15 protein-coding genes are annotated in these 23148 nt (G+C 56.5%); 7 read left to right on the top strand and 8 right to left on the bottom strand.

Translation table 11 applies throughout. The annotated features are described in order from the left end of the window. Positions 1-63 precede the first annotated feature (63 nt). From BMY44_RS15620 to BMY44_RS15610, 3 genes are all read left to right on the top strand, one after another. Positions 64-672: a polysaccharide biosynthesis/export family protein gene (locus BMY44_RS15620; RefSeq protein WP_089996830.1), complete on the top strand. Its 609-nt coding sequence runs from the start codon at positions 64-66 to the stop codon at positions 670-672. 72 nt (positions 673-744) lie between these two features. Next, the gene (locus BMY44_RS15615) at positions 745-2004 is read left to right on the top strand and encodes a hypothetical protein (RefSeq protein WP_089996828.1); all 1260 of its coding nucleotides are present in this window, start codon (positions 745-747) and stop codon (positions 2002-2004) included. Then, a complete protein-coding gene (locus tag BMY44_RS15610) occupies positions 1992-2627 on the top strand; it encodes a rhomboid family intramembrane serine protease (protein ID WP_089996826.1) in 636 nt (211 codons plus the stop codon). Before BMY44_RS15615 ends, BMY44_RS15610 begins: the two co-directional genes overlap by 13 nt. Before the next feature lie 245 nt (positions 2628-2872). Here BMY44_RS15610 and BMY44_RS15605 read toward each other — a convergent pair whose 3' ends face one another. From BMY44_RS15605 to BMY44_RS15580, 6 genes are read right to left on the bottom strand one after another with little or no spacing between them, the layout of a single operon-like run. After that, positions 2873-3334: a hypothetical protein gene (locus tag BMY44_RS15605; RefSeq protein WP_089996824.1), complete on the bottom strand. Its 462-nt coding sequence runs from the start codon at positions 3332-3334 to the stop codon at positions 2873-2875. Then, positions 3322-6876, bottom strand: coding sequence for an HNH endonuclease (locus BMY44_RS15600; protein ID WP_089996822.1), 3555 nt, complete (start codon positions 6874-6876; stop codon positions 3322-3324). The genes BMY44_RS15605 and BMY44_RS15600 overlap by 13 nt, the downstream gene beginning before the upstream one ends. Next, entirely contained in the window at positions 6873-7787 is a 915-nt protein-coding gene (locus BMY44_RS15595; protein WP_089996820.1) for a hypothetical protein, read from the bottom strand. The genes BMY44_RS15600 and BMY44_RS15595 overlap by 4 nt, the downstream gene beginning before the upstream one ends. A 3-nt stretch (positions 7788-7790) precedes the next feature. After that, a complete protein-coding gene (locus BMY44_RS15590) occupies positions 7791-8171 on the bottom strand; it encodes a PAAR-like domain-containing protein (protein ID WP_089996818.1) in 381 nt (126 codons plus the stop codon). Beyond that, positions 8161-9285, bottom strand: coding sequence for a DUF2169 family type VI secretion system accessory protein (locus BMY44_RS15585; protein ID WP_089996816.1), 1125 nt, complete (start codon positions 9283-9285; stop codon positions 8161-8163). The genes BMY44_RS15590 and BMY44_RS15585 overlap by 11 nt, the downstream gene beginning before the upstream one ends. A gap of 5 nt (positions 9286-9290) precedes the next feature. After that, complete coding sequence (locus BMY44_RS15580; RefSeq protein WP_089996814.1) at positions 9291-11543, bottom strand: type VI secretion system Vgr family protein; 2253 nt, start codon at positions 11541-11543, stop codon at positions 9291-9293. Between the two features lie 351 nt (positions 11544-11894). Between BMY44_RS15580 and BMY44_RS15570 the strand changes: the two genes are divergently transcribed. From BMY44_RS15570 to BMY44_RS15560, 3 genes are read left to right on the top strand one after another with little or no spacing between them, the layout of a single operon-like run. Further along, positions 11895-13934 (top strand): type VI secretion system Vgr family protein, encoded by a 2040-nt coding sequence (locus BMY44_RS15570; RefSeq protein WP_089996812.1) that lies wholly within the window; start codon positions 11895-11897, stop codon positions 13932-13934. A gap of 1 nt (position 13935) precedes the next feature. Next, complete coding sequence (locus tag BMY44_RS15565) at positions 13936-15036, top strand: ankyrin repeat domain-containing protein (RefSeq protein ID WP_089996810.1); 1101 nt, start codon at positions 13936-13938, stop codon at positions 15034-15036. Beyond that, a complete protein-coding gene (locus BMY44_RS15560; protein ID WP_089996808.1) occupies positions 15030-16928 on the top strand; it encodes a Tle-like phospholipase domain-containing protein in 1899 nt (632 codons plus the stop codon). The genes BMY44_RS15565 and BMY44_RS15560 overlap by 7 nt, the downstream gene beginning before the upstream one ends. On the opposite strand, the gene BMY44_RS15555 is transcribed toward BMY44_RS15560, so the two are convergent. Together BMY44_RS15555 and BMY44_RS15550 are read right to left on the bottom strand one after the other, a co-directional pair. Continuing rightward, positions 16925-17323 carry a DUF4150 domain-containing protein gene (locus BMY44_RS15555; protein WP_089996806.1) on the bottom strand — a complete coding sequence of 133 codons (399 nt, stop codon included), beginning with the start codon at positions 17321-17323 and terminating at the stop codon, positions 16925-16927. The two genes, BMY44_RS15560 and BMY44_RS15555, sit on opposite strands and share 4 nt — an antisense overlap. A gap of 3 nt (positions 17324-17326) precedes the next feature. Further along, a complete protein-coding gene (locus BMY44_RS15550; RefSeq protein WP_089996804.1) occupies positions 17327-18343 on the bottom strand; it encodes a DUF2169 family type VI secretion system accessory protein in 1017 nt (338 codons plus the stop codon). A 230-nt stretch (positions 18344-18573) separates the two neighbouring features. Between BMY44_RS15550 and BMY44_RS15545 the strand changes: the two genes are divergently transcribed. Then, complete coding sequence (locus BMY44_RS15545) at positions 18574-23133, top strand: ExeM/NucH family extracellular endonuclease (RefSeq protein WP_089996802.1); 4560 nt, start codon at positions 18574-18576, stop codon at positions 23131-23133. Positions 23134-23148: the final 15 nt, after the last annotated feature.

Here is a 23148-nt window from a genome sequence, read left to right as displayed (position 1 = left end):
GGTAGCGCTTCTCTTGACCCAACATTTGCCTGATAATCAGAGAAAATTCGCAATGAGACAAATATGAAACATTTCAAGACATGGATCATCGCAACGCTCGTTGCTTTGACAGCAAGCGTCGCCTTCGCACAAAATGAATATCGTGTGCGTGCGGGCGACACACTGGTCATCGAAGTGCTCGAAGATTCAGGGCTGAACCGCTCACTAGAGGTTCTCCCAGACGGGCGCGTCAACTTCCCCTTTGCCGGCAACGTTGCGGTCTCGGGCCGCACGGTCGGGCAGATCGAAGCGTCGATCAAACAAGCCATCGCCCCCAACTTCACAGCAGAACCTAATGTTTTCGTTTCCGTGCAGCCCGGCGAACGTCAAACCCGTACCCCTGCCGCGCCACCGACGATGGAGATCTTCTTTCTGGGCGAAGTAAATACGCCTGGCATGGTCGAAGTTGAACCTGGAACGCGGTTTCTGCAAGCCATGGCGCGTTCTGGCGGCCTCACCCGTTTTGCTGCCGACAAGCGGATTCAGCTGCGCCGGACCATCAGCAGCAGCGGTCAGACCCAGCTGTTCGAAATCAACTACCGCGCGATCCTTGATGGTGCCGAAGTCAGCAACAACGTCCGCCTCCACGACGGGGACGTCATCATAGTGCCTGAGCGGCGATTGTTCGAATAAGTTATGGGTTTGGGGGGACCAAGCACTGCCAAATTGAAAGTGTCGCTCAATGCGGCCCTTTTTTGTGCGTGTATGACACCAGCAAATGCCCAGGATGAAGGTGGTCTGCGCGCAAACCTGACCTTCTCGACAGGTCTAACAGCATCAGACACGGATGACTCTGGTTTACGAACAGATCTGGGTTTCGGGATCACAAGTGAAACGCGGACACAGACGTTCGCCGCTACGGCCCTGACCGGTATTGTCGCCAGCTTCGAGGACGACGAAACGCTTGGTCTGGATAATCCGAATTTGCGCCTGAGCTACGGCATCGAAAGCCGGCAGGTCGCGGTCAACACCACCCTGACCTATGCCCGCACGGACGTAGACAGCCTTATCGCCACTGATGTCGCCGATATCCTGGTCATCGATGAGGGCACGCGCGAAACGGTCGGCGCAGCACTTGGGCTGACCTTTGGGCGCGAAGCTCCATTTGGTGGGGAAGTAAACCTGTCCTATCGTGACTTGCGTTACGCTGACACGGTCGATCCTGATCTGATCGACGAAACAACGACAACAGCCGCAGTCAATTTGCGCTTTGACATCGACCAGACAGTCACGGCAACTTTGGGCTATTCGATTTCTGAAGAAGACACCGACTCAGGCAATGACACTCGGCGTGAACGCCTCACCTTGGGGGCTGTCATCGCCGTCTCACCCAGCCTGGATGTTAATGTCAGCGCTGGTCTCAGCCAAATCACAACGGACGAGAACAGCGCAACCTCTGTGGTCGAGGGTGGAAATTACGGTTTGGGGCTGACTCAGGCACGCCCTAATGGTGCGATCCGATTTGCGCTGTCCTCGGACCTGTCAGAAAACGGGCGCCGGACAACTGCAACGCTCGGGCGTGACTACGAAACGCCCGGCGGAACCTTAATGGCTGACATCGGGCTGACCCAAGGTTCGGACGACACACTTCGCCCGTTGTACAAGCTGAGCTATTCAAACGAATTGGCGCGCGCGCGGTATTCCGTCTCGCTTGACCAGGGGTTCGCAACCACGAACGATGGCAACGAAGCACTCAATTCGCGCTTTGCATTCACGTGGCAGCAGGATCTGACCCGCACTTCGCGTTTTGGCTCCGATATTTCCTATCAAATGACCAACGTTCTTGGGCAGGATGACGATACAGACCGACTTAGACTGGGGATGCGCTATAGTCAGGACATCGCCGAAGACTGGGCATTGACTGCCCGCTATACGCATACCGTTATCAATGAGAGCGGGTCATCCACGACACGTGAAAATGAATTGTTCCTTGGGATTGAAACGACACTGGAATGGCGTCCGTAAAGTACTCTAGACAGATCGTCATCGCCTTGATTGTGATTTGTACCGCAATCGAAGTGTCACTTCTGCTTGCGGATTTTGGACTGGTCGGGTCGGGCCGTCTCCGCCAGACGGTATACGAGTATGCAGGGTTCTGGCCGGGTTTGCTTCGGACGTGGCAACCTAACTACGACGCCCAACCCTATCTGATGTTTGTGACATATGGGTTTCTGCATAGCGGTATTGCGCATCTGCTCATCAACATGGTCACGCTCTGGTCGCTGTCCGGTGCCGTGATCCGGCGCGTCGGCGGGCGCGGCTTCGTACTTCTCTATGGTTTCTCGATCGTCGCAGGTGCCATTGGCTACGCGTTTCTCAATACCACTCCAGTTCCAATGGTCGGTGCGTCCGGCGCACTGTTCGGACTGGCCGGCGGTCTTTTGGCGTGGAGTTACGTAGACCGCTATACCGCTCAGCAAGGCCTGTGGCCGGTCGCGCAAGCGATTGTGTTGCTTATCGGACTGAACCTTGTGTTGTGGTGGGCAATGGATGGACATCTGGCCTGGCAAACACACTTTGGTGGCTTCTTGGGCGGCTGGATGATTGCCACTGTCATCGACCCCCGTCCCCGCGAACGGAAGACCTGAAAAGAATTTCAGTTTCACCATTCAGGTCGCTGATGGCGCGGCGCGGGTGTAGGCGGCGGCGATCATGATTTTCGGCGTGCCAATCAGGGCACCGCGATTTTGGTTTCAGAGGATCGATTCACCACGTTCTGATGTGACAGCATGTAGCGACATTCGCGCTGCACAAAGGGCGGTGTCATGGGGAAAGCAAGTATTCTAACGGTCCAGACGATCCACGTGGCGAACTCTTGAATTGGACAAGAGCCCTATGCGATTGAACCAATCGGCGATGGCTCCTCATCTTGCAGCCCGATCGTGACCACCGCTGTGCCATTTACAGGAACAAGCGGAGCGAGAAACATCTCCATTAATTCTCGCACAACAAGAAAAACACTCTCGACTTGTCCGTCAGCCCGCGCAACGCCAGTCGCCTCGGGGTCGACATCCTCGTATTCAACAACATTTGGCAGATAAGAAATGCTCTTCAGCGCCTTTTTCACAGCGTCCGGAAGATCGTCTTCAAACACGCGCTGATTATCACTTCCCAGGAAAATCATGATTGCCGGAAACTGATCATATATCTTTTCGGGAAAGATGATCAAACGACACTCATTGATCCCGCTCAGGTTCTCAAGGCTATCGAACAGCGCGCGAAATTTCTCTGCATGTTCGTCGAAATAGCTTTTGAACGCAGATTCAATGACGTCATATTCGATTAGCTCCGACATACGCGACTCCCAATTCTAGCTTGCGTTCGGCAACACGCTGAGGCTGCCCGTGCAGCATCTGTTTCGTATCGTGTTCCCGTTGCTTGTTCAAATTGGCTCACCGATCCATTGTGTGGAAGCGTATCCTCATGGATGTGTGTTTTCACAAGTTGCATGGTTCCAGTCCCGGACTCGGCACTGAAATCGTCTACATGGTGCCAAGTATAGCCTCGCGGTGTTCCAGTTCGCGGTATGCCAGCTGCAGCATTCGCATTCGAAAAGTCGGTGCCACGCGAACCGGTCAGCGCAATCGTAACTGTGTTCACGATTCCGTCCTGCTGGAATAGATGGCTTTCGCCGAATATCGGACCCCCGTTTGGAGAACGATAAATATCGGGATGTCGCGCCGTCCAACAGTTCGCAAGGCCATACACATCGAAGTAAACAGCTGGATTTATCGAGTAATCCGCACTTCTGAACCCGCCAAAAATTCCAATGGGATCGGGGCTTACATAAATAGTCGTAGCTGGATCGTAATACCGAAACCGATTGTAATACAGGCCTGTCTCGCCATCTACCCACTGTCCCTGATACCGGATCGGGCAGTAGAGTGCGCCTGGATCACGCACATAGGCTTTTGCTATGTTGCCTTCGATAGAAGTCGGTTCGACCCAGTAGTCGCCCGTCTCAACTTGCGCTGACGCTGCCACTTGCTTTGTTCGAAGCGCCCCCCATGTGTCGTGGTCGGCGCTCCAGCGTAGTCCCCCTTCCCCGCCCACAACTTCCTTTGGTGTCCCGAGGTGGTCGTTTATGACGAAAGCGAGGTCCCCGTTTTCCAAGCGTGCCAACGGACGGAAACTGCCCGGCTCAAAAAACCAATCAACGCTTTGGACCCCGCCATGCGTTTCGATGATCTCGCGCGCGATGACGTCGCCGTCCCAGATGAACGTCACCTTGGTGTGTTTGCAGGCCTTCGATATACGCCGTCCGAACGGATCATAGGCATAGGACCAAACGTCACCATCAGGGCAATGCGCCCTCACCATCTGATCCTGCGCGTTCCAGTCAAACCGCCATGTCTGTGGCCGGAACCCGTTACGCGCCACCGTGCGCTGCACCACCCGCCCGCAGGCGTCGTGTTCAAGGGTGACAACCTCTCCCTCCGGACCGCGGGCGAGCTTGACGACGCCAGCGGCGGTGGTCTGCCAGTTCTGGAATTTCTCCGTATCGCCTGTGGCGGTGATGTTCAGATCGGGGGTATAGGCGAAGGCTTCGATCTTGCCGTCACCATGAACTGTCCGCGCTATCTGGCCGTTGGCGTCATAATCATAGCGTCTCTGACCCCAGTTCAGGTCGGTGATAACCGTGGGCTCATAGGCCTGCGACCATTGATAAGCGCGTTCGGCGACCTCACCTGCCTTTTGGTGGACAAGCTGGCCAACTGCATCCCAGCTTTGGGTCAGCGCGAACCCCTGCCCATTGGACCGGTGCAGTTCCCGCCCCAACTTGTCGCGTTCAAACCGCAGCGGCGCATGCCCGGCCAAAGACCATTCCACAAGCCCGCCCATGCCGTCGTATTCAAACGTCAGATCCTGCCCGTCAAACCGCCGCGCGGACCGTTTCCCGCAACAATCAATGTCGCTTTCTACAGTGACCCCGTTCACGGTCTCTGCCGTGATCCGCCCCATCGCATCGCGAGTCAGCGCAATCTTGGCATCTGCGTTGGTTGCTGCGATCAGCGCGCCGTTTTCGTTATGGACGTAGGTGGTAACGAGCGTCTTCTGCCCGGGCGCATGGGCGCGCTGCTCCAAAAGCAGTCCGGATTTGTCGTAGTCAAATTCAAGGAAAGACCCATCGGGGTTATCCCGCCGAATAACACGTCCCCCTTCGTCGTAGGCGTATGCCAGTGTACGTCCGTCAAAATCAGTCTCACGGATCAAGCGACCTGCCACGTCTCTCTCAAACGTCCAATGCAGACCCATCTGATTGGTTACGCAGGTCAGCCGTTCCTGACTGTCATATTGAAAACGTAGATCATTGCCGCGCGGATCAGTGATCGCCTCAAGCACGTTGTAGGGGCCGTAGTGATAGCGGGTCTTGCGCCCCTCACCGTCTGTTACCGCCTCGACCTGGCCGGCGGCAGTGAAGCTGCGTGTCGTTTCGACCCCGTCGGGGCGGATGACCTGGGTTGGCGTATAAAAACCGCAGCCCTTTGCCAGTGTGTAGTCCAGTCGTGTGACGTTGCCTGCGGAATCGGTGATTGTTATCAGACGGTTGAAAGCGTCATAGCCAAAGGTTGTTTCGGCCGAGTTGAAGTCGATCAGCGATGTCAGGCGGTTATGGTCGTCGTAGGTACGAAACTCGATCAACCCGTCGTGGCGCATCATTTGGGTTTGTAGCCCCGCTTGGGTCGCGCGGAAATTCGTCACATGGCCAAGCGGATCCCTGGACTGTTCAAGGTTACCATTCTCATCGTATTCATAGTCCCACGCCGCCCCGGAATGATCCACGACGGAGATTAAATTCCCGACATCGTCCCAGACCATAAAGGTCTCACGGCCTTCCTCGTCCTTCATGGATTGTAGGTTGCCATGGGCGTCGTATTCAAACGTCTTCTTGTGCCCGTTTGGATCAATTTCCGCGATCAGGTCGTGCTCTGCGTTGAACTGCCGATAGCTGAACCGGCCTGCGGCGTCGGATGTCATGACATGGCGGCCCAGATCATCGAACCAAAGCTTTTCAAAATTCTTCCCGTCGAGTCCGTGTTGAACAGTGACCTGCTTTCCGTTCGGGTGATAGCTGATGCGTCCATGCTTGTAAGAGCCACCCGTATCAACTTCGATTACGCGGTTCTGGTCATCGTAGCGATGTTTGGTCTTTGTATTCGCTCCGTTGTCCGCATGGGTGCGATTACCCTCAGCGTCGTAGGCGTAAGTCCAATCCTCGCCAAACGGGTTTTGAACCGCGATCAGACGGCCCTGTCCGTCATAACCATAGCGAATGCCTTCAATGACGCTGTCATCCAGTCCGATGATATCAAAGCCTGTGCGCAGCCCGTCGTCGCGGTTGTGGAATTGCAACCGAAGGCCATCGGGATGAATGAGCCGTTCCAGATGACCTTTGGCGTTGCGTTCGAGGGTGATGGTGTTGTCGTTTAAATCCTCGATCTGGATGATACGCCAGATGCGGCCCTTGTAGCGTTTGAAGGTATAGGACAGCTTCTTGTCGTTGAGCTTCAGTCCCCCGCGCGAGAGAGGTTCGAGGGACAAGTGGCGATACCCACCGTTGTACGTACGTGAAAACAGTTGGGGCGGCGGGCGGTCAAAGACGACAGGGATGCCGTCAAGCGTCATGACTTCGTAGGTACCGGTGTCTTCACCATCTGTGATGGTGATGTCGATGTCTGTCAGACTGAAGGGGCCCAAAGGCGATGGAACATCAATATTCTGGTTGAAGACCCGCGTCAGATCGAGTGGCAGCGTGCCCGAAATTTGAAACTCGGAGTAAAATTGCTTTTGTTTACCGTCGGGTAGGCCGACAGGATTTAGCCGCGCGGTGTTCATCGACAAGCTCCGGTAGCGCAGGTGCGCGTGACGGCCCTTGGACCCGTTCCCGTATTTGTCGTTCCGTCGTTCGGTAGGTCGCGCGGTCTTTCCGAACGGCGCGTGCGACGTAGCCTGTCAAGAATGTCTTTGGTTCTGTCTTTCAGTGCATTGTATCTTCCAATCAACATCTGCCCAGCGCGACCGCGTGCTGCCCACTGAAGAACGCGGCCAATGCGAACAAACTTTGCAATTCCCGCAGTTGCGATTTCGGTCGCAATCGCCGCGATAGCACCCCAGACGAAATTCGTCAGCGCCTCGCGTGTGGTCGTATAGCAGATGCCCTGCTCAAGAAGCTTGTAGTCGGTCCAGACACGTTCATAGTTGGACGCCATGCTCTGGGCTGCGATCATTTGTGAATTGCCGATTGGGGCCCCGAGTGCGTCTGTGCCCGTAGAGTATGCAGGACGTGTCGACCCATACTGCAGCAAGCCAACGTGATGGACGTAGGCGCGCCGTCCGTCATTCAATGTCTCGGCAAGTTGACGATATTCCGCCCTGACTTCATCAAGTTCCGCCAATATTTGCTGCTCATAACTCGCAATTTCACGGGCGAACCGATTGCTTTCGGCGGGAAGGTCCGCAAGAATTTGCTCAATATGTGACGCAAGGGCTGTATTATTGTCTGCCCGTGCAATCTCAAGCTGCCTTTCGAGGTTCGGACGCCTTCGGTCTTCAACGGCATCATCCTGTCCGACAAGCTGATCAATCCGTTCGGCAAGCAAGAGTATTTCGTCGTTGAAATAAAAATGGCGGTCGATCTCGTGGTCTGCAAGATAATCCTTGAAAGGCGTTTGGTCAGGCGGAGCGCTCGCCAGGATGTACAGTTGCGCACTGGCATTTCCCTGTGCATCTGCAGTCGTCCCAACCATATCCTATCTCTTCTTCTCGGTCGGACCTTTTGAGGCCATGTTGATTGTCGCTTTGTCCTTGTGCGACGCTGTCGCCCACTTCTTCGAAAACACCGAACCAGTGGTGACCTTCACGGCTGCTGGCCCTAAGTACCCTGACTTGGCCACGCCTTTCTTGACCCCCGGTTCCGTCCCCATCGAATTTGGCGTGCGGCTGTTAAGCATGAAATCGGGTTTGCCGTTATGTCGAACAGTCTTGTTCACACGCGCAGCGCTTCCAAGAAACGCAATCGAGCTATAGGGCACGGGCACGATGCTGCTGCCGACTGGCGTCTTGCAAACGTCCGGCCCGGTTGATGCGATGTAATTCGACCCGTCTTTGCGGGCAGATACGTTATTGGACATTTGCAACCTCCTTCACCTGAAGCGGCGAAAACACCTCCGATGGATGTGGGCAGGGATAGATGGTCTGATCTTCCGACATCATCCGTATCGGGTTCGCGACCGACACTGAATCAATCTCCAGCACTTTCACCCCCGCATCCAGAAATGGCATCCGCCATGTGAGCGCGATCAGCCAGTCTTCGGGATCTTCGGCCAGCACGTCGATATACAGCGTGTCGCAAACCATCCCGATCATGCGCCGTTGATCGTCGTGATCAACCAGATGCGCGATGACGGGGTCACCCGGCAGATCGAAACGCAATTCCGGCATGTCAGGGTGCATGTTGCTTAGCATCACGGATTCATCACCACGCAGAAAGCCCTCTGCCTTCATGCCGCGTGCTGCTGAGTTGTGAAAAGCAAAGTCATAGTCGGGTGCCCAGTGCGGCCAGATGTTATCGATCCAGTTCTGATCATAAGTTCCACCCAGCGGTCTGCGGGGCTGCCAAGCAGGCGGAATGGGACCAAAACCAGCTGGAACCAGATGACGGAACGGATCGCGCAACTTCTGTCCCTGTTCAAGAACCTGCGGCGCTGGGATCGGCGCATCGCGCGGGGTCATCTGCGCGTGCATAAACCCACATCCCAGCGGGTTGCGCTCGTCCGTGATAATCGTGTCGTCGGGGCCGGGATGTTCGCCACCAAACGCATAGTCATAGCGCAGCGGTACGTGCGTGGCCGGTTCGATTTCGTCCAATGTCCAGCCACCAAGGCGCTTGTAACGCCACATGCGCGGACCGGTTACGGTCACACTGTGGCGCATGGCACCGACCTGCACGGTACAATCCCATTGCGCGGCCGGCTTGCTGTCAGGCGCATGGGCGTCCGCGATGACAATTACATCTGCGCGGGGCTTGTAAGGAACCAGATCGGACGGATAGCGCAGCGGTGTTTCATTCACCGCGCCAAAACAGGTATCGCTGAAATTCAACGGCTCCTGCTCGATCGCTGTGACCAGTTTACCGTCCACATATTGATAGGTCGCTTTGACGATCAGGATATCGAACAAGCGCCGATCTGCGTCCTCATTCGCATAGGTCAGATGGGCATAGGGGGTAAGGTTTCGAACCTGCATCTGGCCTAGTTCAGATCGATCAGCTTGGATTGCGCACGGATCTGTTTCTCACCTTCGATCTCGATCTTGACGCCTTGCAGAACGATCGTACCTTCCTTCGTCATAATCAGACGGGACTTGCCCACCGTGATGATGAAGTCATCGCCGACATTAATCTCCATATGCTTGCCGACCGTCGTGGTTGATGTCTCACCGACTTCGATGTTCTTCTTCTCACCGACCACCGTATTCTGCACCTTGCCAACAAAGGTGTTCTTCATCAGGCCGATCTGCTCTGTGCGGGCAAGACCGACGGTATCAATCACCGCCTTTTCGACGATCGTATTCTTGATCCCGCCGACAGGCATAATCTGCCCGACAAGTGCGCCGACGGCGGCACCGGCATTGACCTGTGCAAGTCCGGCGATCTTGCGATGCTCTCCGGCGCGCTTAAACCCCTTGTTCACGGGCAAACTCAGCGCTTCGGCAGCAGTACTCATCTTTGACATACCCTGGGTGATCTGGCTGACGAAGCTGTCGCCACTCTCATTCGAAGCATTCTTCATCGCGGCACTGGACGTCGACATCAGACCAGCAAGGCCCGCAAACAACGCCATGCCTGCGCCTGATCCAATCGACAGGTTCATCGATCCGCCGATCTTTTCGGCATGGTTCTTGCCCACGTCGATGGATTTGTTGTTGCCGACGCTTTCAATCTGGTCGTGATCAACACGTTTCGAGCGATCATGAAGGATCTTCAGCGTCTGATCCTTCTGGGCGTGCAGGCTGATGTTCTCGTTGCCAGTCGCGTCTTCGAAGGTGAATTCGTTGAATCCTTCAGATTTGTGGCTATCAGACCGGAACACCGACTTCGTCTTATGTTCAGGCAGCGGATAAGGAACATCGTTCTTACCGTTGTAGACACATCCGGTCACGATGGGCTTGTCGGGATCACCTTCAAGATGCTCGACAATGACTTCCATCCCGATCCGCGGGATGACCATGCCACCCCAACCTTTCGAGGCCCAGTTCTGACTGACCCGGCAGCGCATGGAATAGGCTTTTTCCAGATCCCAGTGGAAATGGACAAGGATGCGACCGTATTCGTCACAGTCAATCTCACCGTCGCCCACAACGACAGCCGTTTGCGGGCCTTGAATGATGGGCAACTGTGTCTTGCGTTCCGGGGCAAGCGGGGCCGTTGTCGGCATCAGCACGTATTGACCGGAATAGGCATAGCCGTCGCTGTCATGGCCGCCCGATCCATACGCGTCAGAGACATAGGAATGGGTGGCCGTCAGACAAAGATAATCCTGATCCTTCACGCCGGGCACCTGATCGCCCGTTAATGTGACCGTCATCCCGGCACCGAGGGACGTGCAATCGCCAACCGCACGGTGGCGGCGATCGTGTCCGCGCTCCTGCAAGGTGCGCAGGCCAACGACGCCTTTGCCCTCTCCCTGCTCCAGATAGTCGCCGGGGTAGTCATAGCTTTCAATCTGGCCCTGTTCGTAGGCCGCATCACCGACCCGATCGACTTCCATCGCTGCCGTCGGTGTCTTGAAGTTATAGTCAGTCAGACGCATCGCACCGGTGGTCAAGTTACGTTCCGGATACCATTCCCAAAAATGCTCCTTGCCCGCTTGGCGGTTCCCATCGACGGGCTTGTATTCACGCGTCGTGCCGGCAAGCGGATCGTGCTCCTCAATGGTGTCTGTCAGAACAAGCGTGTGGTTACCCGGCGCGTGGCAAAAATGGTAGCTGATCCCGAACCGTTCCAGAAGCCGGGTCGCAAAATCCAGATCGCTTTCGCGGTACTGAACCGTGTACTCCAGCTTGGGATAGCTACCCTTGCACCGGTTGGTCAGATGCGGCTTGCCAAGACCGGAGTATGCTGAAAGCAGTTTCTCAACGATTTCCAGCACTGTCATTTCGTGAAAAATACGCTGATTGCGGCGTCTTCCGGCAAGCCAAAACCAAGGGCGCAGCGTCAATTCATAGCGATTGCCGTTTTCACCGACGCCAGCCCATTTGGCTTGCGTCACGATCCCGTCAAAGTGGCGTGGGCCATCATTCTGGCTGTCGATCTCGATACTGGCATGGGTGCCAATCAGTGCATCAAAATCAATATTCTGCTTGGTCGAAAGCGCTTCCACAGCATATTCAAACAAACCATTCAAATGGTCGGTCCCGCCAAAACGCAGCAAAACCAGAACATCCTTGCCAAGGTCGGTCGTTAACCTGCCAAGTCGCAGGTCCTGCTTAAATGGAGCGTTCATCAAATGCCGCCGTCTTTTGAAATTCTTGGATCGATTGTAAGCGTCAAATGCCGTTACGGCAATCTTGGGTTGAATTTAGCAGTCATGGCGATGCAATCACGCGAAATAGCTGGTTTTACTACAGAATTCAGGATCAATCATTGGTCATAAGTTGCCTAGTTAGGCGCGGCTGCGACGAATCGTTCATCTGACAAGGCAAGACTGAACTGATTGGTCGCCGTTTTCGCGGCACCGGTCCGATTTCCAGACCAGCGTGCGTCGGCCATTGATGTTTTTTGTAACGGTTGTTTGCCCAAAACCCGGATCGGCGTATAGTTGCCGAGTATTTGGGATTGGTTCGAGGTCAGCGGCATGAATGTAGCATTCGCACAGGACAAGCGGCTCGGACGGCTGTCGACGGTGTTAGGCAAGGACAAACTTGTCCTCATGCGCTTTCGCGGCACAGATTTCATCAACGATGTTTTTACGTACACTGTCGACGCGCTGTCGACCGAACCCAACATCGATTTTGACGCCCTGATAGGCACCCACGCCACTGTCGAAATTGAAAGTCAGACGCACGGACCCCGTCCGTTTGACGGGATCGTCACAGAAGCGAAATGGGCCGGTGTCGGCGAGAACGGCAATACTTACGAGTTGACGCTGCGGCCGTGGCTATGGCTGGCGTCTCATCGTCGGAACCAGCGCATCTTTCACAAGAAAACGGTCGTGCAGATCATCGAAGAACTGTTTCAGGACTACAGCGGCTTGGGAAAACCGGCGCTGACGGTCGATCTGACAAGCAGCTATCCGGAACTTGAATACACGGTCCAGTACCGTGAAAGCGATATGGACTTCGCCTGCCGGATGCTGGAACGCTTTGGCATCACCTACCGGTTTGACCACGATGTCGGCTCTCACACGATGGTGCTGACGGACGGGATCGACTCACACCCGAAAATTGTCGGCGGCAGCCGTGTCTACAAGGCATATGACGGGGATCATAACTCTGAACATGAACATTTCTGGGAATGGCACCCCTACCGGCGCCTGACCACAGGAGCCATCCGGCACACGGATTACAATTTCAAAAAGCCCAACGCCGCGATGGAGGTCGACCACAAAGGCAACGCCAAACACCAGCAAGGCAGGATCGAAAGTTACGATTACCCCGGCGACTACCTTGAACAGAAGGATGGGGAAAAAGTCGCCAAATTGCGGACGCTGCAAGAACGCGGACAGGACGCACGGCATCGCGCGATCGGTGACTGCACCTCGCTCGGCTCGGGCATGCTCGTCGATCTCGAAGGCGATCAAGTGCCGGGCGTCAAAGGCACGCGCTACCTGTGCCTCAGCGCAACGCATTCTTACGTTTCGGATTCCTATGGCACCGGCGCTGACAAAGGTGATGGCTACGCCTACTCCGGTGCTTATGTCTTCATGCCCGATACCGCGCCGCTTGCACCAGAACGCAAAACGCCGGTGCCGCTGGTGCACGGACCTCAAACAGCGGTCGTTGTGGGCGAAGGTGAAATCGACTGCGACGAATATGGGCGCATTCTGGTGCATTTTCACTGGGACCTCGAAAACGCCTACTCCATGCGCTGCCGGGTCAGCCAGAACTGGGCATCACAGGGCTGGGGCGGCATGGTCATTCCGCGCATCGGGATGGAGGTGATCGTTGAATTTCTTGAAGGCGACCCCGACAAACCGATCATCACGGGCTGCGTTTACAACGGCAAGAACATGCCCCCCTATGACCTGCCCAAACACAAGACACGATCCACTTTCAAGACCGACACGCATCAGGGAAGCGGCTTCAACGAACTGCGGTTCGAGGACGAGAAGAACAAGGAAGAAATCTTCCTCCACGCCCAGAAAGATCGCAACACGAAGGTGGAAAACAACCAGACCGAACATGTGAACGTGAACAAGGTCGAAAGCGTGGGCCACAACAAGGCCAGCGAGATCGGCAATAACTCGTTCCAGATCGTTGATGGTGACATGCACCTGCGTGTCGGGCCCGCGAACAAGGGGTCGTTCACACCCACCGGTGCCACGAAAGACACCGAAGGGATCAAGAACGTCTCCGGTTTGCTCGGCACCAAGAAGACCGCCAAGAAAGGGATCGGCGATCTGAAAATCTCGGTCGAGGAAAGCAAGACCCAGGTCATCGGGCGGCATCATTTCGAAACGGTCGAAGGCGACAAGGATACCCACGTCAACAAATCCTACAAAGCCAAGGTAGCGAACAAGGTCGAGATCAACGCCGGTGATGAAATCCTGCTGATCTGCGGCAAATCCCGCATCAAGCTGTCTCAGAACGGAACGATTGAAATCAACGGACAGAAAATCCTCGAACTGGGTGACCAGCTGATTTCACTGCAATCAGACACGATCAAGCTAAACTGATATGCGCGGGTTGATCCCAATGTCGGCCATCGCGTTGCTCGCCGGACTGGCTGCCTGTGAAAAAGGCAATGCATCCTCGGACGTCGCTTGCGGCGAACAACCCGAAAACCGTGCGTATTTCCAACAACCCACGTCGGAGCAGACAATGGCAGAAACCGCCCAGAACATCACAAAATGCTTTGACTCCGCAGCCGACGCTCAAGCACGCGCCGCCAACATCGGTGCATCGGCTGATGAAGAAACCCGTGCTGTGCTGACGAACCTTTACCTGAACGCCGAACCGGATGTCGAAGCGCTGCGCGGCCTTGGCAAGGACCGACTGGATCAGGTGTTGCGCACGGCGGATGACAAGTTCAACCACACCACGCTTTTGAACGAGGCGGTGCGCCAGGCCAATTACCGCTGGACGAAAGCATTGCTTGACGCCGGTGCTGACCCGAACGCATCGGGCAGCCTGATGGCCTATACGGCCAGCGACAACATCTGGCACCCAAAGACGTCTCCGCTGCATCTGTTTCAGGATGGCAGCCCGGCCGTGCCGTTTCTTGAGCTATACCTCGACTATGGCGGCGCTTTAGACACAACCGGCGGCGGCGGATACAACAACAATCCTCTCATCAATGCACCGTTCAAGAATCTCGCCGCGCAAGTCTTTCTTCTGGAACGCAGTGCGAACGGCTGGTTGACCAGCCTGCCGGAGTCAAGCCGCGCGTTCCGGCGCACCATGTTCGGAAAATACATCACCGGCGGGCTGTCTGCCGATTACAACGAAACAATGTACACCTTCGTGATCCGCGACCTTTTCCGGATGCCGCAATCCGACAGCTATCGCACGATGGTGCACGACGTCTATCTGGACCTGCTGGAACGCGAGTCCGACTCGTCAGGCCCCGAAGCGCGCCACCACCTCTGGACACTGCAACGCGTCGTCGGCGCGATGATTGACAAGGGGCACATTACGCCCAGCGCGCGCATGACCGAATTGCTGACAACGCACGCTGTGCCGGACAGCGAAGGTGGCTGGGTTACACCCAAAGGGCAGCTACATCAAAACTATGACGACCCGCGACAGGGCAGCGTTCTGGGAACAGAACTTTGGTAGTCGGTGCCGACAGTACGGTCGTCAACGGAAGCGCCGAAGACAAGGTTTGCCTCGACGCGGCCACATTCATGCTGCTGGACAATTATTCCGACGGACACGCAGCAGGCTTGTCGCGCTGGACCCCGGAAAGCCAGGCAGAAGTCAGACGCATTTCCCAACACTGGGACAAGGTCAATCAAGGCATCCTCGGGACGGAACAACCTTCCGGTTTCTATGCATCTTTCTATACGCCCAAGAACGGAAACCAGTGCCCGCCCACACTCGCCATTCGCGGCACGGTGTTCGAAGACGCACGCGGCATTGCGATTGCCGTGCGCCGCGCGGCCTGGCCCGCGTTCAAACCTGAATGGAAGCTGGAAACGGCTGTCGGTTTCGCACCGGGACGCGAAGATCGCCACTCGCTGATCGACATCTTGCAATGGCCCTACCAACAGAGCATTCCATTGACCTATCAGCAGCGGATGGCAGGACAGGCACTGGAAGCCGCAGAGATCCTTGAGAAATTCGGCTGGCTCGACAACCTGACACCGGAAGGCAGCTGGATCGAACTGTTTTCACGGCGTGGTCTGAACACAGAACGGCAGCGGCGCGTCCCGCTGTTTTCCAGCGCCGTGATCCCCGAGGATTACCGCACGATTGTCGTGTCAACCAAGGTCGAACTCTGGCTCAGCGCCGATGAAGGCGACTGGGCAACAAATGTGCTGCAAGGCATCGGAGAGCGGACAATCCAATACGACGACGAACTGCCGCAGGCTGTGGACGAAGCGATCGAAATCGCAAAAGCCGATTTTGACGGCAAGTTGCGGATCACCGGTCACTCGCTAGGCGGCGGGCTGGCAAGCGCCGGTGCAATCTATGCCAAACAACACGAACCCGATATGGAAATCTACGGGCTGACCTATGACTCGTCCGGCGTGCATCCAGCGACGGCGCGACGGCTTGGCACATCGCTCGATCTTGCATCTGATGCCAAAGTCCTGGCGCGCGCAGTCGAAGACGAAATCCTGACATCGATGGAACACGACACCGATCTGGTACCAATCATTTCCAGTGTGATCCGCTATACCGGTGACAAGATGCCACCGCCCATCGGCACATTTGCACCCAAGCGGGGTATCAGCCCGGGTGAATTCGACGGCCAGACCTTCAAACCAAAGGGCGAGCGGATGCCCAACCTCTTGCCCATCGGCGAACAGGATCTGGTCCCGCGCGAAAACGGGGCCGACCCCTTGGCTTATTACGGAAACCTTGCATCGCTCTTTGCCCGCGCGCGCAACCTCGATGAATTCGTTGAAAACCTGCACAACGAAATCGAACGGCGCGTGCAAGACGCACGCAGCGATCGTGACAGGCGGGAAGCAGCAGAAGATCAGGCCGAACGCGACAGCGAAGCCGCCGACGCCGCCCGCGAAGATGCGGCTGAACGGGCAGAAGAAGCACGCGAACAAGCCGAGGAACGCGCCGAAGCCGCAGCCGAAGCGGCGGCAGAAGCGGCAGAAGCCGAAGCCGAAGCAAACGAGCCAACAGGGTTCTTCGGCGTGCTTTACGACATCTATGATGAATCGCGGGACGGATTGAACAACGTGGGTGACTTGGCAGGAGAGGTCGCAGATGAAATCGGTGACCTTGGGTCAGACGTCATAGACGAAGCTGGCGATCTGGGGCGCGAAATTCTCGATGAAGGGGGCGACCTGATCAACGCTGCCGGTGATCTGACAGGGGATGGGCTGAACTACGTTTATGAACAACTGTTCCAGTATATGTGGGAATGGACGAAGTACTCGGTCGGCACGATCAAGGAAACGCCGGACATGGTCAAAGTGCTTGGGGCAGTCGCGACCTATCACAGTATCGATCTTGCGGCGCACACGTTCTGTTTCGACGATAGCTAGTCGAAGTACGTCAATCGCCCGACGGTATTGCCCGGCCCGTTCGGTCCGGCGCAGTTCATTTCATACAGGTTGTTGTTCTGCAAAAGCTGCGCCCCGTCCACGAAAACGCTGCTCTTGTTTGATTGCGGGCGGCACCATCCCTGATTGACGCCGGATTTGACGCCGCCCAATTTTCCCGGTTCATCGCCTGTCACCTTGTCAGTGCGACTATTCATGTTGAAAGCTTTCAGGCCCGTCATCTCGATCTTGCTAACAGTCTGTTTTGACCATTCGAGCTTGGAAATTATCATGTAGGGAATAGGCACAACGGCGTTCCCGACCTGCGTCTTGCAGACGTCTGGCGCAAGGCAAGTAATAACGCCGTTCTTGCCACTGTCGCGGGCGGCAGATTGCATGGTCTATCCTCTCACGATCTCCGCGTTGAAGAAGGTATCGCGCTCGGGCACGATTGCGCGCCACAGCATGGTCATGCTGACACGGCCCTCGTCTACCTTGTCAATGTCCAGATCAACGGTGTCGAGTTTCATGGCGATCATATCTGCATCCGGTGAATTTGTCGATTTCAGTGCCAGTTGGGCACCAGGCAACCGCAATGTCACCGTTTCGCGTTTGTGCGAAATACCCGTCAGGTTGATGTATTCGTCACCCTTCAGATGCGGTTTGATCTGCAAGCGCGGGTGCGCTGCATTCCAGAACGCCAGATCATAATCGGATGGCATGCGCGGATGGCGGTCGCGCTCCCAAGCCGCATCAAACGTACCTGCCAGACTGCGACGGGGCAGCCATGTCTTTGCCAGTGGCATCGTGCCAACCACACTCATCGGTTTTGTCGGCTCGGCTGCTGCGAACTCCGCCAGAAGGCCGATCTGCGGAGCGGCAATACTTTCGACCGATTTGAACACGTCCTCCGTCACAAAGCCGGTGCCGGCCGGATTTTCGTCAAAGAAAACCTCATCTTCGCCTTCGCCGCAGCGCCCACCGTAGGCAAGGTCGTAGATCAGGGGCACTTCAGTCACCGGCTCTGGTTGGGACAACTGCCAGCGAAACGCGGGTTTCAGCCAGGTGGCAGGGCCTCGGACATGAAAGCTGTAATGCAGAACATCCGGCACTTCGATGACAACAGGCCAATCGGTGCGCGGTCTTTCTTCAAAACTGCGGGCCATTCCGCGCACGACAAGATCAGTCTTGGGCTTGAACGGTGCGATTTCCTGTTCTGTCACAAGAGCGGAATGCGCAGGCTCTCCGGCAAAGACATCTGCCATTTCAAGCGCGGGCGGCGTTTCGCGCGGGCGGGTCTTCCCGTCGGCCGTCAGTTCAAAGACAGCCTTTGCCACGACAATGCCCACTTCCCTGTCGTCCGTATGCCAATGAGCAAAGGCGGTGTGGGCAATCGGCAGGTCGGAGGAGATTTTCATTACTGGCTAACCGCATCTGGACACTGTCATAGCACACCGACGCATCGCGCGTGTCCAGCAGCAATTCACAGGGGCGTATCGCGTTGACCGATAGGCGCAAAGAAGCCACCTGCCGCAAAACCACCCAACGTTAGCCTTGCCGGATGTGATCCGGCCCAACATACTTTTTTCACAAATCCAAGATTTCTCGCACATAAGCGATAACGCACACAGCCGGGGGGCATTTTGCCATGACTTATTCTTTCTTCAGATCGCCAGTGAACTTCATTTTTGGCGGATTTCGCGATGATATGTTGACGGGAAGCAATGCCCGCGACTATGTCTTTGCCTTCGCAGGTGACGATATCATTGACTCTGGGGCCGGGGCCGACTGGGTCCGGGCAGGGCGCGGCGACGATATTGTCCGTGGCGGTGCCGGGAATGACATGCTGTTTGGTGGGCGCGGGACGGATACGGCGGTCTTTGCCGGAAATCTTGCCGACTACACGATCACGCAGATTGGTGGACGCATCCTTGTCGAAGGTCTGGACGGGCGCGACACGCTGCGCGGCTTCGAAACGCTGCAGTTCGATGATTTCACCGTATTTGTCGACGGGCGGAACAACGGGCCCATCGCGGGCGATGACAGTGCAACGATTGGTGAGGACGAAATTCTGACACTGATTGGCGCTGACCTTCTCGCCAATGATTCCGACTTCGACGGTGACACACTGACCATCACAGGCGTCAGCCCGACAAGTGCCGCCGGTGCAGCGGTTTCGCTATCTGGTGGTGTGGTATCCTATGACGCCGGTGATCTTTTCAATGCGCTGGGCGACGGTGAGACAACGACCGATACATTGACCTACACCGTGTCCGACGGGCGCGGCGGAACTGCAACCGCGACAGTGACCGTGACAGTCACGGGAAGCAACGACGCCCCGATGCTGACTTTGACAGCCACAGCAACCGTGGCGGAAAACAGCACCGATATCGTGACGACAGCGCAGACAAGCGATGCGGAAAGCGATGCCGTAACACTTTCCTTGTCTGGTGCGGACGCTGTATTCTTCGAGATTGATCCGGCGACAGGCGACATCCGCTTCAAAGCCGCCCCCGACTTTGAAACACCAGCGGACGCGGACGCAGACAATACCTATGACGTGACGGTGACAGCCAATGACGGCAATGGCGGCGTGACAAGCGCCGATCTCAGCGTGTCTGTCACCGACGTCGATGAAACCCCTGACCCCGACCAGCTCGTCATCACGGAAATCATGCAGAACCCGTCAGCCGTTTCTGATACCAATGGCGAGTATTTCGAAATCTTCAATGCGGGCAGCGAACCTGTTGACCTGAACGGATACACGATTTCCGACAACGGCGCTGACAGCCATGTCATCGACAATGGCGGCCCGTTGATTGTACCAGCGGGCGGATACATCGTGCTGGGCCGCAACGGGGACAGCGCCACGAACGGCGGCGTTCCCGTCGATTACGTCTATTCCGGTGTTTTCCTTGCCAATGGCGACGACGAAATCATCCTGACCGATACCTTCGGGCGCGAAATCGATCGTGTCGAATACGACGGCGGGCCTGCCTTCCCAGACCCGACAGGTGCGGCGATGGAACTGATCGACCCAAGCCTCGACAACAACGTCGGTGCAAACTGGGAAGAAGCAGACACGCCCTACGGTGACGGCGATCTCGGCTCACCCGGTCAGCCCAACGACTTCGTTCCACCCTTCGCAGGGCGCATCAACGAACTGCACTATGACAATGCCGGTGCGGACGTCGGCGAATTCGTCGAGATCCGGGTCGATGCAGGAACGAACGTTTCTGCTGCCGTAGTAGAGTTTTACAACGGCTCCAACGGCAGCCTCTACAACCCGACATCTCTGCCCGATGTGCCTGCATCCAGCGATGGTATCTACGACTACTACGTGGTCGAAGTCAGCGGAATCCAGAACGGCGCGCCTGATGGTCTGGCCCTTATTAACGGTGGCGAGGTGATTGAATTCCTCAGCTACGAAGGGACATTCACCGCTGCGGACGGTGCGGCAGCGGGTCTGACATCGACAGACATCAACGTCGCCGAAGCCGGATCGACGCCGGCCGGCCAGTCGCTTCAGCGTAATGACGACGGCACGTGGCGCGGACCAGAAACCGAAACACGGGGCACGGCAAATACGCCGATTGTCGGTGGTGGCGACATCGTCATCAACGAACTTGCCGCAAGCACGACTGGCACAGACTGGGAATTCATCGAACTGGCTGGAACCGCAGGTGCGTCTCTGGATGGCAAGACCTTGCTCCAAGTAGATGGCGGCGGTGTTGTGACGGCCGTGATCACATTCGAAGGTGAATCGATCGGTGATGATGGGTACTTCCTCGTGGCAAGTCCGCAGGCCGAGACTGTGTTCAGCCTCAGCAGCGACGACATTGATCTGCTGATGGAAGACAACACCTTTACCAACTCAAGCTCGACGTTTCTCTTGGTTGAAGACCTTCCCGATCCTGACATTGGCGGCTTTGATCTGGATGCGGACGATGACGGCGTGCTTGATCTGCCACTTTCAATAGTCGACAGCGTCGCCTTGATCGAAGGCGATTTTGGATCGCCATTCGCGTATTCCACAAACGTCGTGACTGACCCGTCGTTCTTTCCTGCGGGTGTCGAACGCCTGCCGGATACCAGCGGCAGTTTCGAAATCACGTCGTTCAGCAGTAGCGACGGTTATACGCCAGGTTCCGAGAATGGCGGTGGTGGCAGCACGCCAACCCCCGTCCTCATTTCCGCCGTGCAGGGCAACGGCACCGCAAGCACGCTCGTCGGTCAGCAAGTGATCGTCGAAGGTATCGTCACCTACACGACCCGCAGCGGATACTACCTGCAGGAAGAGTCAGCGGACGAAGACGGCGATGCGGCCACCTCCGAAGCAATCTTTGTCTTCACAGGCTCCAATTCGAGCCCCGGTGACGGGCTTGTCACGGTCGGCCAAACGGTGCAGGCCGAAGGAACAGTGTCCGAATTTGGTGACCAGACACAGATCACCACCAGCACGACAACCGTAACAAATGCCGCGATATCGGCGCTGCCAGATGCTGTGACGGTCATGGTCTCACCCGATGATAATGCCGCATCCTATGAATCCACCGAAGGTATGCGCGTTGCCGTCATCAGCGGCACGGCTGATACACTGACAGTCAGCACGAACTTCAACCTCGACCGGTTCGGTGAAATCGCGGTCAGTGCCGGCATCAAAACGCAAGCAACCCAGCTGTTCGACGCGCAGACCGAAGCAGCGGAAGTTGCGGCAGTCATCGCAGCAAACACCAACAACACGCTGATCATCGACGATGGCGACTTCGGATCAAACCCGGACGAATTTGCCTTCTTGCCGAACAACTCGACCGGCGACAACGGGAACGGCATCATTGATGCAGCAGACGATTTCGATCAGGGCGGCACCTTGCGACTTGGTACAGAGATCACGGCCCCAATTGTCGGCATCATGGCGCAGGCCTTCGGGAACTATCGTGTCTACGCAAGCGAAACGCTCGTGATTGACGATGCAACAAACGATGGTGCTAGACCCGCCGCACCCGAAGATGTGCTTGGCAACCTCGGTGCGCCAAAAGCGGATGGCCAGATCATCGTCGCCGGTTTCAATGTGGAAAACTATTTCACCACGCTGGGTGAACGTGGGGCAACCAGTGCGTCTGACTTTGAACGCCAGACCGACAACATGGTCAACGCGATCCAGACGTCGGGCAGCGATGTACTGGCCTTGCAGGAACTGGAAAACAACGGGTTCACGGATACGGCCGCCATTGGCGTGCTGGTCGATGCCCTGAACACGGCAGACCCTGCAGCAAACTGGGCCTATGTCGATCCGACAGGCACAGGTGCGCCAATCGGAACAGACGCGATCACCACGGGGATCATCTATAACGCGAACGAAGTCACATTGGTCCACGCCGATGCGCTGGTCTTCAACGAAGCCTCTGCCGCGGACACCTTCGCACTGGCCGAAGTGTTGAACCCTTTCGTGCCGACAAGTGCGCAGGTTGGTGACTTCCAACGCAACAGACCGGCGGTCACAGCCACCTTCGCCGAGAACGATACCGGCGAAACCTTCACAGTCGTTTCGGTGCATAACAAATCGAAAGGGCCAAGCGGGCTCGATAGTCTTGTCAGCAACGCGGAAAGCGCACTGTCAAACGGGACAGTTCCGGCAGATCAGATCGCCGCGGTGCAGGCCGCCATCGACGGGCTGCGGGCCGATCCGAACTACGACCAAGGGGATGGGCAAGGCTTCTGGAACCAGGTGCGCGCGGATGCGTCACTGGAACTGGCGGAATGGCTCGAAGACAGCTACCTTCCGGATGCGACTGCCGCGGACCCACGCGTGGGCAGCGAAACGCTGGTGCTCGGTGATTTCAACGCCTATGCGCAAGAGGATCCGACCCAAGTTTTCCGCGAATTCGACGGCGACGATGGTGACACAACCGCAGACTATGTCGATGTGATCGAAACCTTCGTGCCCGGCGGTCAGGCCGATGCGTTCAGCTTTGTCTTCGACGGGCAGCAAGGCACGCTGGATCAGGGGTTTGCAAGCAACAGCCTTGCGGACAACATCACCGGTGCCACGGAATGGCACATCAACGCGCAGGAACCTGACCTGCTCAGCTATGACTCAGCGTTTACGGATGCCGGATTCTTCAGCGACGATGTCTTCGGAGCGTCGGACCACGATCCATTGATCATCGGTCTGGACTTCAACGACGATCCGCTGGTGATCGGCTAAGACCAACGCCTGCGC

The sequence above is a fragment of the Cognatiyoonia koreensis genome, from assembly GCF_900109295.1.
GTDB lineage: Bacteria > Pseudomonadota > Alphaproteobacteria > Rhodobacterales > Rhodobacteraceae > Cognatiyoonia > Cognatiyoonia koreensis.
This window is presented reverse-complemented; position numbering and strand designations above follow the sequence as displayed.

Coding starts and splice junctions, on each gene's coding strand:
- BMY44_RS15605 (WP_089996824.1), bottom strand. CDS start 3,334: ATGTCGGAGCTAATCGAATATGACGTCATTGAATCTGCGTTCAAAAGC.
- BMY44_RS15600 (WP_089996822.1), bottom strand. CDS start 6,876: ATGAACACCGCGCGGCTAAATCCTGTCGGCCTACCCGACGGTAAACAA.
- BMY44_RS15615 (WP_089996828.1), top strand. CDS start 745: ATGACACCAGCAAATGCCCAGGATGAAGGTGGTCTGCGCGCAAACCTG.
- BMY44_RS15580 (WP_089996814.1), bottom strand. CDS start 11,543: ATGAACGCTCCATTTAAGCAGGACCTGCGACTTGGCAGGTTAACGACC.
- BMY44_RS15550 (WP_089996804.1), bottom strand. CDS start 18,343: ATGAAAATCTCCTCCGACCTGCCGATTGCCCACACCGCCTTTGCTCAT.
- BMY44_RS15595 (WP_089996820.1), bottom strand. CDS start 7,787: ATGGTTGGGACGACTGCAGATGCACAGGGAAATGCCAGTGCGCAACTG.
- BMY44_RS15555 (WP_089996806.1), bottom strand. CDS start 17,323: ATGCAATCTGCCGCCCGCGACAGTGGCAAGAACGGCGTTATTACTTGC.
- BMY44_RS15620 (WP_089996830.1), top strand. CDS start 64: ATGAAACATTTCAAGACATGGATCATCGCAACGCTCGTTGCTTTGACA.
- BMY44_RS15545 (WP_089996802.1), top strand. CDS start 18,574: ATGACTTATTCTTTCTTCAGATCGCCAGTGAACTTCATTTTTGGCGGA.
- BMY44_RS15565 (WP_089996810.1), top strand. CDS start 13,936: ATGCGCGGGTTGATCCCAATGTCGGCCATCGCGTTGCTCGCCGGACTG.
- BMY44_RS15570 (WP_089996812.1), top strand. CDS start 11,895: ATGAATGTAGCATTCGCACAGGACAAGCGGCTCGGACGGCTGTCGACG.
- BMY44_RS15585 (WP_089996816.1), bottom strand. CDS start 9,285: ATGCAGGTTCGAAACCTTACCCCCTATGCCCATCTGACCTATGCGAAT.
- BMY44_RS15590 (WP_089996818.1), bottom strand. CDS start 8,171: ATGTCCAATAACGTATCTGCCCGCAAAGACGGGTCGAATTACATCGCA.
- BMY44_RS15610 (WP_089996826.1), top strand. CDS start 1,992: ATGGCGTCCGTAAAGTACTCTAGACAGATCGTCATCGCCTTGATTGTG.